This window comes from Okeania sp. (genome assembly GCF_035285525.1).
Classification (GTDB): Bacteria; Cyanobacteriota; Cyanobacteriia; order Cyanobacteriales; family Microcoleaceae; genus Trichodesmium.
In genome coordinates this window covers 1-12584 of record NZ_JAYKGW010000126.1, presented here as the reverse complement: position 1 = coordinate 12584, position 12584 = coordinate 1, and the positions used below count along the sequence as shown (strand labels likewise).

Annotated in this window: 6 protein-coding genes; 2 read left to right on the top strand and 4 right to left on the bottom strand. The window is 35.5% G+C overall.

Annotated elements, in window-relative coordinates:
• Positions 1 to 287: 287 nt before the first annotated feature.
• Positions 288 to 1139, bottom strand: coding sequence for a DUF547 domain-containing protein (locus VKJ25_RS11895; RefSeq protein WP_324236845.1), 852 nt, complete (start codon positions 1137 to 1139; stop codon positions 288 to 290).
• A gap of 1037 nt (positions 1140 to 2176) precedes the next feature.
• Here VKJ25_RS11895 and VKJ25_RS11890 point away from each other — a divergent pair.
• Positions 2177 to 3838 carry a mechanosensitive ion channel family protein gene (locus tag VKJ25_RS11890; protein WP_324236844.1) on the top strand — a complete coding sequence of 554 codons (1662 nt, stop codon included), beginning with the start codon at positions 2177 to 2179 and terminating at the stop codon, positions 3836 to 3838.
• Positions 3839 to 4998: 1160 nt separating this feature from the next.
• Here the strand turns inward: VKJ25_RS11890 and VKJ25_RS11885 are convergent.
• From VKJ25_RS11885 to leuS, 3 genes are all read right to left on the bottom strand, one after another.
• Entirely contained in the window at positions 4999 to 6492 is a 1494-nt protein-coding gene (locus VKJ25_RS11885) for a group II intron maturase-specific domain-containing protein (RefSeq protein WP_324236843.1), read from the bottom strand.
• A gap of 1218 nt (positions 6493 to 7710) precedes the next feature.
• The gene (locus tag VKJ25_RS11880) at positions 7711 to 7971 is read right to left on the bottom strand and encodes a hypothetical protein (protein WP_324236842.1); all 261 of its coding nucleotides are present in this window, start codon (positions 7969 to 7971) and stop codon (positions 7711 to 7713) included.
• A gap of 601 nt (positions 7972 to 8572) precedes the next feature.
• Complete coding sequence (gene leuS / locus VKJ25_RS11875) at positions 8573 to 11362, bottom strand: leucine--tRNA ligase (RefSeq protein ID WP_324236841.1); 2790 nt, start codon at positions 11360 to 11362, stop codon at positions 8573 to 8575.
• Between the two features lie 373 nt (positions 11363 to 11735).
• Between leuS and VKJ25_RS11870 the strand changes: the two genes are divergently transcribed.
• A complete protein-coding gene (locus VKJ25_RS11870; RefSeq protein WP_324236840.1) occupies positions 11736 to 12095 on the top strand; it encodes a hypothetical protein in 360 nt (119 codons plus the stop codon).
• Positions 12096 to 12584: the final 489 nt, after the last annotated feature.

Here is a 12584-nt window from a genome sequence, read left to right as displayed (position 1 = left end):
ATAGTTTAGTAACACAGTCATCTTGCCAATTAATAGTTTAGTAACACAGTCATCTTGCCAATTAATAGTTTAGTAACACAGTCATCTTGCCAATTAATAGTTTAGTAACACAGTCATCTTGCCAGTTAATAGTTTAGTAACACAGTCATCTTGCCAGTTAGTAAGATTAAATAAACCCGTCTTCAGAGCAAAAAAACCTAGTTTTTCAGTAAGGCATTTTATACAAACCAGATTTCTATTATTACAGGCAAGATGCCTGTGTTACATCGACTAAAATACCCATACTATTATTGAACATTCAAAGACCAATCATAGTTAGAATATTTAACTTTATAACCAGCTTTTGCTAAAAAGTTTTGAGCATCAGAACTTACATATTGACGAGCATAATTTATAATAGAACTTTCTGTTTTATTTAAACCTTCAATATTCTCACCTTGACCATAAGTTTTTTCATAATCTTCACCAAACCATTTAAAAATTGAAGATAAATAAACAGTATTATTTTCACTGTCTATTCTGAAGCCTTGACTACCTCCTAAAAATTGTCTAGCTTGATCTTCTAATTGTTTTTCTAGTAGTTCACCAGTGTAAGCTTCCCGTCTAAGTGGAGGACAACTTATTGCTGCACAAACTAAGGCAACATGAATACCTGGTTCATTAAATTCTTTCCGTAAAACCTGATGTTCAATATGGTCTAATGTCATTTTTTCCCCAGCAACATCAAATTTTCTAATCTTCCAAACACCAGGGATTCTTCTAATACTTTTAGTGGGGTAATTATCAATAATAGATTCTAAAGTTAAAGAGTTATAAGAATTAATTAAAAAAGCAATTTTTTCTGAATCATTCCAAGAATTATAAGTGCTGGGAGTGACAGCTCCAATAGCAGCATTAAACTCATCAAGTGGTTGTCTATTTTCTTTTAATTTTTCGTAGTCAACTAATCCTTGGTCGTTGACATATTCCTTTAAAATTGAGGTGTAGTTTTGATAATCTAATGGTTTAGCTGGCGTAGTAGATGTTTGTGTTGGTTGAGTCTGTTCTCCTGTATTTGTAGAATTATTAAATCCACTACAACTAACTAATATTAGAAGTATGGGAAATAAAAATAATAACTGCTTAAGTTGATATTTCATAAACCTTATCTGTCATTACATAGTAGTTTTATTATGTAAGCATTTCCTGGAGAATGCTGTGCAAACAGCCCTCAGCTAAAAACTATCAGCTATGATTTTTATTTGTGATAAAAACCATACTATTAAGCTAAAATTAAATATTACTACAAAAGTAGAAAAGTCGGATATATATTCATTAATAATAACGCTGCACCACATGAATACAAAGCATTCCGTAGGAAAGCTCCTCTGTAAGAGGCAGTTCCGACCCAAAACCCTAACTGATAGCTAATATCTAACAGCTAAATGCTTACTTTATTATTTATTTATGAAAAACTAACAGCATGAATAAGTTGTGAAATTTAGCTTAATTTTACATTAAAAATTAAGATTTATACTTCATCTTAAATAGCCTAGTGCATTATATAGCAATCCTAAATAGGTTGCGATCAATAAAAAAAGTAAATAAAAAACTCAAACTCCTACCTGTTTCCTATTCCCTAAAAGCAATAAAATCTTTTACAGGAATCGTAAGCATTCAGCTATTAACTGTCAGCCATCAGCAATAAAAACCTCAATTTTAACAAATATATTTAAAGGAATAAAGAAAGTGAGAACTGAATTTTGTAGTCAGATAAAATTTCTGATTTATCGGGAAACGTATCATCAAGCTTTTTTCTCAAAATAAAATCAATAGCTGAGTGCTGAATGCTTACCGGAATAATATGCTTTATTTAACTGATATTACTAGATTTAGCACTATTTATTAAAGAGCTGATAGCTGATGGCTGACTACTGAATGCTTACCAGGAATCAAATAGAATTGCTATACATTAAACAATCGACAATAATTTTGAAGTTTATTTCTAATTTTTTAAATCTTTATTCAATATTCTTATCTATATATTTACAGAGAAACCCTAAATACGATATTATATCACCTGAATAAATATTTACTACAAATTTGAGATTCAGTGTTTCCTATTTTCTATAAACAAAGTGTCTCTAAAATTGTTTGGTTGAGATTATTATCAGAATATGAGATTAATTAAAAACTCTTGTTACAAGGGATAGTTGTTTTTGCTATCATTCTCCTAAGTCAGTATGCTGTTATTGGCAATAATACAAGCGATACTCCCCTCGCACCACCTATTACCACCAGTCCATATAACACTCTCAGGGAATTTATTGTAAATATGAATAAGGCTTATGTCCTGCTCAAGGAAGCCGAAAAACAGACAAAGCAGGAAAGCGGTTTCAGGAACTCACCAGAGGTGCGAAAAAAAGGCTATGATGCAGATTTGGCTTTTAATAGGGCTCTTCAAACCTTAAATCTTGAAAAAGTTGCCCCTATTGATCGTAAAGATGTTGGTATAGAATCTGCATTATTACTCAAAGAGGTGTTAGACCGCGTTGGCCTTCCTCCAGTCAGCCAAATTCCTAACGAACAAACTGTTGCAGCAAAATCCATAACTCGTTGGAATGTTCCCAAGAGCAAGATTACCATTGAGTTGGTTAAAGAAGGTTATAATGAAGGAGAATTTCTCTTCTCCACTGACACAGTCGAACGCCTCAAAACATTTTATCAAGAGATCAAAAATTTACCCTACAATCAATCAAATATATGGAAAACTTCACCTAATTTCTACTCCTTTTATATTAGTACCCCTGGCAGCCTCCTACCCCCTAAATGGAGTAATTGGCTGCCAAAGTGGACAACTATACTGGTGTATGGACAGACTCTCTGGCAATGGTTTAGCCTAGTGACAATCACTTTATTGCTGATTGCTAAAATTTTGGCAATGCGACTTTTTGTGAAACGTTATTATACTGCTATTGATCGCAAGCAAAAGGCATGGTTAGGATTATTGCTACCGCTTTTAGCTCTGGGGATGATTATCTTTTGGCAGTTCCTGGTTAATGAACTATTAAACATTACGGGTAAAATTTTAGAGAATCTATTGATAATAGCAACTATTTTAGAAGCTTTGGTTTTAGGTTGGTTAGTTTTTATGGTGTTCAATGGCATTGGTAGCTATGTCATCGCTAATACGTCTCATGTTGAAGAAAAGTCACTTCAAGCAATTATTGCTCGTCATGGATTTGATCTGCTAGGAATTTTGGCAGCATTAATAGTCTTTTATTATGGTAGTGCAGAAATTGGTATAGCTGTAGGCCCAATTTTAGCGAGCTTGGGAGTTGGTGGCATTGCTATTGGTTTAGGAGTGAGACCATATATAGAAAATATGGTGGGTGGTTTGACTTTATTTATTAATCGTTCGGTGCAGATCGGGGATTTTTGTGAGCTAGGTGGTGTGACAGGAACAATAGAGGATATCGGTTTACAGGGAACTTTAATTCGGAGGGAAGATCGCACCCTTATTACTGTCCCCAATACGGTAGTTTCGACATCTCAGATTGTTAATCATAGTAGGCGCGATAAGTATGTTTTCAAGCATACTGTTGTTTTAAACTACGAGATTGCCCATAATAGTTTACCAGAAATTATGGAAAATCTACGAAGTATGTTCACGAAGCATCCAAAACTTAATGAGGAAAAAGTCAGTCTCACTAACTTGAACAATGAGACAATCGAGCTTGAGTTGTTTGCCTATGTTCTAACCATAGATTCACTTGAATACCTCAACATTGAACAAGAATTGCTTCTCAACATTAAGGATACTCTAGAATTGATGGGAGTCTATGCTAAACCAGCATAATTCAGTTATCAGTTAGCCTCCTAGGTCGGATATGCGCTAATGGTTATCAGTATCTCCTGGAGTAGCTCTGTTCTGGAATATATTTCTATCTTTTTCCGCTTGGGAGGGAGTAGTGAAGAGTCAAGAGGAATAAGGAGTTGTAGGAGGCGTACACGGTTCCCGATCAATCAGAAAAATTATTCCTTGACTTGGTTGCTATCACCAAAATACTCACTTTTTTACCCAAAAGGGGCAAAAATCTGGTACTTTTACGGTTCCCGATCAATCACGACTAAAAAAGGCACTTACCTCTATCTAGGGCTGGCTAAATTATTTATCAAAGTGTTTATGGGCATTGCTTTCAGCATTTATAGACCCTAATAAAGTACCAGCTTTTAGGTGATTCCAGCTCAAAAATCTAGGTAGGATTTTGGGCATTTCGAGAGGCAAAAAATTAAGGGAAGATTCTTCTGGCTGCCTCTTCTATTATTCTTATTCCTCCTGAGTTCTGAATTCTGGATTCTGGCTCCTACCCACTACTAAAAGACTTTTTCAGTAAGTCCTATCTATAAAGACTTTTAGATTTAATCAGCAAGCCCTAGTTAGCCCCTCCTGGAAGCAAGTATACGGTTAGGCTTCTATAGATTCTTCTAGGTTCCTAAAAAAAGTAAGCGATCGCTCCTCAACTAAAAAAGTAAGCGATCGCTAATCTTTAATTTCCTAATTCAACAGAAAATTATGAGTAAATTTAATCTACTCTTTCTAATTGCCAGAGAAGTTAAACTAAGCAATTCCATCACCAGAACTGCTCGTCTTCAAAACCGGACGTGAGACTTTCACCTCATCCGGCTCCTCAGTGATTAAACTCTAATTAACAGAGTACCTCTACTGTCGTTATTAACAGTTTTGACATTGTAGTAATGTTGATGAATTACAGTTAGCACTTTGTCTTTTTTAGGACTTAAGTAAAAACTAAATTTAGTATAGCAATCTCAAATAATTTGTGAGAAAAAACTGTAGGGGTTTGGTTTCCAAATCCATTGGCGCTTGGGTTTGGTCTCCAAACCCCTACGATAAAATCTTACAACCTATTTAGGATTACTATAACTAGAAAAATAATAATTAGGAGAATAAACTCCATTTATTATTTAGTTGTTTAAGTCCTATTTTTATCTTTTGAATTAAATATTCAGTGCCTTTTTTTTGCTCCAATAAATCCAGTCTCCGTGTCTCAATAATCTAACTTGATTGCCATTCTTGCTACTACCAGAAAATTCCCTATTTTTCCCCTCAATAGTTTGCCAATATTTTTGACAAATCCAATGGTTATTTTTATTAGAATGTCTTCTTTTTGCCCAAACCCAAAGTTTTTGGAATATTAAACTATCCACATCGTGGAAAGTTTTCTTACTCACAAATTTTGAGTAATAATTTACCCAATTTTTTACAAGAGGATTGAGTTTTCTGATTAAGGCAATTTGTGGTGCAGATTTATGTTTATCTATCACCTCAGCAATTTGACAATAATGAATTTTGATACTTTCCTTACTTGGTTTAATTTTGGTTTGAAAACCTAGCTTACTTTGGTTTTTACTCACCTGATATTGTCTGATATTAAATCCTAAAAACTCAAATCCAGCTTTTTCTTCACCACACTTATTTAGTGTGTGATAAATTCTGATTTGACTTGGCTTTAATTCCCCAAATAATTCAGATAAATATTCTGTAATTATATCTTGGCACTTTTGAATTACCTCAATATTTTTGTGAGCGATCGCCAAGCTATTTCCATAACGAATCAAACTTAAACTTTCACATTTATTATTAAGTGTTTCAGCATAATATTTGATTTGTTTTTCTATACCAAAGAAAACTATATTTACCAGTAGTGGAGAAATAACTTCATCTGTTAAAAACAACTTTTTCCTATCTTTTAACCAAACCCTAATTTGTTTGCGTAAAGTCGGATAGGTATCTAATTTTTGTAAAAGTTGTTCATTGTCAAGACAGTCAAAACAGTTAGTGATATCAGCTTTAAGTACATATTTAGGCTGAAACTTGACACAATTAACAATTGCTTCTATAGTATCCTGACATGATTTCCCTAGCATCAACCCATGAGAATCAATATGAAACTTGGGTTCCCATTGTTTTTCTAGAGCTATCTTGACAAGTATTTGCCTGGCAAAGTCTTCAACAGTGCTGGTTACAGGTTTAACTTTCTTATTTAGTTTCAATCTTTTCGCCAAGGCAAAACATTTTTCTGGAGACAATGATTTCATACTACCAACTGCAGCTATTTTTTCACCCTGGCTACTTTGATTAACCCTACTAGGATGTCTAGATTTATTTTGTGGGTAAGTTTCAGAAATGAATACTTCTTCCCCAACCCCTTTCCTGCAAGGAGAGGGGAGCCTTTCTCCCCCAACGGTATCACTTAAGGGGGTTGGGGGGTTAGGTTTTAATCTAGATAAACTACTGCGCACGGCTAACAACTTGCCATACCAGGATTTGAGCAACATTTTTTGGAGTTTACGAACTGCAATAACATCACCACGTTGAGAGGCATTGTAGATTCTTTTTTGTAACTTGAAGACTCGACGCTCAACCTTTAACCAGTTAATATTGCGCCATTCCTTCCATTCCCCCGTAGTCTTTAAACTCGTATTAGACATATATATTACTTACTCAAACTCTACATTCCTAATCACCGTGTGTCCGTCTGCATACCCTAAATTGATAATTAATAATTAATAATTAATAATTAATAATTAACACCCAGAGGTTGTCTAATTTATAATTAGAGTAGTGAAAACTACTCATTATTCATTATTCATTATTCATTATTCATTACTCATTATCCATTAAGTGCTTTTGCTTCTGACACAATCCCTCCCAATCAAACATACGGTTAGCACCTACTTGATTCAGTTATCAGTTATCAGCTTTTTTAGTTAACAGCTTTTTTAGTTATCAGCAATCAGGTATAGTCACAGCAAGAATTTAACTTCTGACTTCTGACTTATGACTTCTGACTTCTTCTGCTGAAAGCTGATTGCTGAAAGCTCAAAAAAAGAGTTTTTCATGGGTTACTTCGTTCCAAATGACCTTATTTATATACCTTTAGGATGATGCTTTGCGCCGGGTTTAGGGGAAGTGCTGGTTAGTCGAACCAAATCTCGCTAACTCCCTATCCTTTGCCTTTTGGCTCCAGTGCCACAGCTTATTTCACTGGTTGAACGTGACGACGCTTCTCTCACATCTTCGCACTATAGCTATCCAATGGGTATTTTGCTTGATGGGAACCAACTTAAGCTGTTAGCTTTACCACCTTTTCACCCCGCTTTACGGATTGATGGCTAGTCGCTACCGTAGGGGTGATGCTGTCAACCCTGCACCTGGGCGGAAGGAATCTCACCTCCAAGGTCATTTAGTTATAAGGCTAATGGCCTTACTCTGCTCACATTTTGGTACTATAGCGCTACGCACAAGTTAAAATTCAAAAGTCATGCATTAATCTCTGACTTAGTTTGAGCATTTACAGAACTTACGCAAAGCTACTATATATATAGGTCTATGGGTAAATCCTGATTTATAAATGTCCTCAACTATTTCCTACGGGCAAGTTAAAAGTCAAAAGTCAAAAATAATTCCTGACTTAGTTTGAGCATTTACAGAACTTACGCAAAGCTACTATATGTGGAGTTTAAAAACTATAACGTTATAGTTTTTGACACTATATATGTGGTCTATGGGTAAATCCTGATTGATAAATGTCTTCAACTATTTCCTACGGGCAAGTTAAAAGTCAAAAGTCAAAAATAATTCCTGACTTAGTTTGAGCATTTATAAATGTCCTAACCTATTTACGTAGTGCTACATGACCATAATTTTTAGCAGAAACGAATCGCACTTTGGTTTCCTTCACGACGAACTCTAGACACAACCCAGTTGCGCCATACCCAATGGTCTCCACGGCTAGTAACTGCACTAGCATTGATGTCCATTAAGTCTGCCAGTTCAGAGCTAGTGATTAGATAGCCTTTGCTGGCCACTTCATCAGCTATATGCAAGGTTTCAATTAAGTTGCGTAGTTGTCCAACTCTTTGTTCCCTGGGCATATTTTCGACTAATTCGTTGTTTGTTTCACTCATGGTAATTTTCAGATTATGTGGTCAGATACTATGGCTTATAATTCTATCGTTTTATCACAAATTTGACTTAGTTGCTTAATTACTTTTGTATATTCTGGACTAACTATGGTTTATAATTGCCGTTATAAGTGAAAGATTGTGTTATCTTCAGATATTTTTTTAAGTTGAAGAGTGGTTAGGATAGAGTCTAAAATTATATCTATAAAAATGTCAAATAATTGTTTCTTCAAATTTATTTGTTAATATGTGAGCATTTAGCCGTCAGCCATCAGCCATCAGCTAGCCTCCTGGATCGTAACTGTGTTAACAGCTATTGCTTTTAGTTTAGAATCAAAGCTTTATTAACTGTTTTACTTACTACAAAAGTTGCCTTCCTTAGAAAAAAGTCAAAGCTAAGAAAAAGCAGGGGTAGGTTGGGTTGAGGGACTCCGAAACCCAACATTTTGTTAATACTGAGATGAGTAAATAGGTAGGTGAAAAAATTTACAATTAGAAACCCGGTTTTTCCCAGTTAGAAACCCGGTTTTTTAGAAAAACCGGGTTTCTGAAACACTTAACCTACTTAACTGATAACTGAAAAATCTCCCATCTCCCTATTTTATCAAACTACAAAATTAACCAACTTTCCAGGAACCACAATCACTTTCTTAATCTCTTTACCCTCCAAGTTACGCTTTCCAACATCTGACTCTCGTGCCAACTTTTCCAAAGTTTCTTTATCTGCTTTTGCTGGTACCTGAATAGTTCCTCTAGTTTTACCTTTAATCTGAATCACCAATGTGATCTCATCTACCACTAATGCTTCTGGGTCAAATTTCGGCCAAGGATGAATATGCACGGAACCAATATTACCAGCAAGTTCCCACAACTCCTCAGTCAGATGTGGTGCAAACGGTGCTAACAACAAGAGCAAAGTTTCCAAACCTTCAGCGTAAATAGGAGAATTTTTGCAACTAGCATCACTGAGAGCATTACTCAATTTCATTAACTCTGAAACAGCAGTATTAAATTGATAATCTCCATCTAAATCTTCTGTTACTTCCTTGATAGCAGTATGCACCGCACGTCGGACATCTTTCTCTGCTTTATTTAACTCTCCATCAGAGTTACTTTCTATCAAAGTTAAACCTTTATGCAAATCATCCTTAGTTTCTTGCTGAGTTTCGGGATTATTAAATTTCGCTTCTATTGCCATTTTGACATCACTAATAGCATAAACCTTTACCACATTTCTCAACTTAAATGCAGAAAGATTTTTCGTGATTTCAGTAATCAAATACCGAGACCAACCTAAATCTTTCAACTCTGCTTGAGTAATACCATTATTTTTTACCTTCAACTGACTCAAACTATGATTGGCAGCAAACTCCGTTACCAAAGTCCAAACTCGGTTCAGAAAACGAAACTGTCCTTGTACATCAGCATCATCCCACTCTAAATCTTTTTCCGGTGGTGCTTTAAACAAAATAAACATCCGCGCCGTGTCTGCACCATATTTTGCCATTACCTCCAAAGGATCGACACCGTTATATTTAGATTTAGACATTTTCTCAAAGAAAACTTCCAACTTATCCCCAGTTTTCGGATCTTTCGGTTCTTCCGGATTCACATCTGTAAACGGAATGTACTTATTAGTCACCGGATTTTTATAAGTAATACCTTGCACCATTCCCTGAGTTAATAAACGCTCGAAAGGTTCATCAAAATTACACAAGCCGCGATCGCGCAAAACTTTAGTAAAAAATCGGGAATACAATAAATGCAAAATTGCGTGTTCGATACCACCCACATATTGATCTACAGGCAACCAGTCATTTACAATTTCCGAATCAAACACTTGCTCCTCATTTGTCGCATCCGGATAACGCAAATAATACCAAGACGAATCAATAAAAGTATCCATCGTATCAGTCTCCCGTTTTGCGGTCGTACCACAACTCGGACAAGGAACATTCACCCAATCTTCTAATTTTGCCAACGGTGAGGGGCCGCGACCAGAAAATTCTACATCTTCCGGCAACTTCACAGGCAAATCTGCATCCGGTACAGGTACAGCACCACAGTTCGGACAGTGAATAATAGGTATTGGTGCGCCCCAATAACGTTGTCTAGAAATCAACCAATCTCGCAAACGATATTGTACGCGACCTTTTCCATAACCTTCCTCTTCAGCAAGTTCAATAATTGCTTTTTTGGCAAAGGTAGATTTTTCCCCATTAAAAGAACTAGAGTTAACCATCACCCCAACTTCGGTATATGCTTCTGTTAGTTCATAGTCATCATTATCAGAATCATCAGGTACTATTACAGTTTTAATGGGTAAATCGTATTGTTTAGCAAACTGGAAATCCCGAACATCGTGAGCAGGTACTCCCATAACCGCACCTGTTCCATATTCATAAAGTACATAGTCGGCGATCCAGATAGGAACTTCTTTGTTATTAAATGGATTGATAGCTTTGCCACCAGTGGGAACGCCACGTTTTGGTTTATCTTCGGCAGTACGTTCTAGTTCACTTTCGGCAGCGACTTCTTGAATAAAAGTTTCGACAGTGACTTGTTGTTCGGGGGTTGTAACTTTTGCCGTCAAAGGATGTTCGGGAGCTAAGACAACGTAACTAACGCCGTAGACAGTATCAGGTCTGGTGGTGAAAACTCCGATTTTTTCATCCATTCCGACGATAGGAAATTCTAGATAAGCTCCGACAGATTTGCCAATCCAGTTTGCCTGCATTAGTTTAACTCGTTCCGGCCAACCAGACAACTTATCCAAATCATTGAGGAGTTGTTCGGCATAGTCAGTAATTTTGAAGAACCACTGACGCAACAATTTACGTTCTACTTTTGCCCCCGAACGCCAGGAACGACCTTCTCCATCTACTTGTTCGTTGGCTAATACGGTTTGGTCGATGGGGTCCCAGTTAACGGCGGATTCTTTTTGATAGGCCAAACCAGCTTGGAAAAATTGGAGGAATATCCATTGAGTCCAACGGTAGTATTCGGGGGTGCAGGTAGCGACTTCTTTATCCCAGTCGATGGAGAAACCCAAACGTCTTAGTTGTTCTTTCATTTGGGCAATATTTTGAAGGGTCCATTTTGCGGGTGGGATACCCCGGTCAATAGCTGCATTTTCTGCGGGGAGTCCAAAAGCGTCCCAACCCATGGGGTGCAGGACACGATAACCTTGCATCCGTTTGAGTCGGGCAATAACGTCGGTGATGGTGTAATTACGAACATGACCCATGTGTAAGTTACCGGATGGGTAGGGGAACATGGATAGAGCGTAGAATTTCGGTTGGGTATTGTTTTTGGGGGTTTGATATTGGTTTTGTTCAGCCCAGTTTTTTTGCCACTTTTGTTCAATGGATACAGGGTTATATTTGGAGTCCACTGTTTTTTCTCCGTAATTGTGTTCAGTAATGTTGTTTGCTTGATTATTTTGACATATTCGATTGATGGTTACATTATAATACTTAGTGTAATATTTTGTTGGTTGAAAAGTTATTAATTTTGTTAGTTGTGGGAATCTTATTGGCGAGTTCAGCAATTAGGAAAAGTTGTAGTAAGTTTTTTTTAAGCTTTTTGTGTTGTTTGAAACTTTTCAAGTCGAATTTAAGTGAAGATCGGGTGCTTCAGGTCAAACAATGCTAATTTTGTAATTTTTTATGACTGACCAAAATTATTCAAACTTATGCTTTCTGCGTAAGAGAAAATCAGACCAATTTTTAGTTAAAATTGTACTTTATTACTCCATAAATTAAGTTATGAAAATCAATCCAAGTGAGGTTATTGCAACTATCGCTCTAGTTATATCTTTATTCAGTATTTTGTCGCAGAATAAAGGTGTTAAGAAACAACTTTTAGTCGCAAATATTGGGGAATATACAAGAAGATATCAAGAGATAATTATAAATTTACCTGAAAGTATTTTATATTCTCATTTCAATATAAATCATCTTGATAGAGCAGAAAAAATTAAAATTCTCCGTTATATGGAACTGTATTTCGATTTATGTTTTGAAGAATATTCTTTGTACCATGACTTAAAATTGATTGATAAAAAACTATGGAAAATCTGGGAATCAGGTATAAAAGCAACTTTAAGTAGACCTGCTTTTTCTTAATATTGGATGATTATCTCTCAGCAAATTTCTTACAGTAGCAACTTTGAAAAAATTATCAATTGCATTACATTATTAGGAGTCAAAATAAATGATGTTTAAGTAACAATTGATAAACCATACTTTTATTTTTTTAAATAACTCTTATTGATGGTAAAGACTGCTTTTTTATATCACTATAACACCCTTATTAATGTAAGATTAAAAATGTTAAAATCATAGCTAAATAAAAAAATATAAGCTAAAATAAATTAAGGAATGATCAAAATATCAGCATCAAGACTATATCGAATAATTGCACTATTTGCTATTCTTTAATATTTACTAAAAACCCATGAATAATCACCCCAATTTTTATCCCCAAAGCTATCAAATAATTAGAGAACTTGGTCACAATAATATTGGCGGAAGAGTCACTTATTTAGCTGAAAATATCAACACCAACAAAAACGTAGTTATTAAACAATTTCAATTTGCTAAATTAGGAGCAAC

What these genes read in the sequence shown, in the direction of transcription:
- VKJ25_RS11870 (WP_324236840.1), top strand. Translation starts at nt 11,736, where the DNA reads ATGAAAATCAATCCAAGTGAGGTTATTGCAACTATCGCTCTAGTTATA.
- VKJ25_RS11880 (WP_324236842.1), bottom strand. Translation starts at nt 7,971, where the DNA reads ATGAGTGAAACAAACAACGAATTAGTCGAAAATATGCCCAGGGAACAA.
- VKJ25_RS11885 (WP_324236843.1), bottom strand. Translation starts at nt 6,492, where the DNA reads ATGTCTAATACGAGTTTAAAGACTACGGGGGAATGGAAGGAATGGCGC.
- VKJ25_RS11895 (WP_324236845.1), bottom strand. Translation starts at nt 1,139, where the DNA reads ATGAAATATCAACTTAAGCAGTTATTATTTTTATTTCCCATACTTCTA.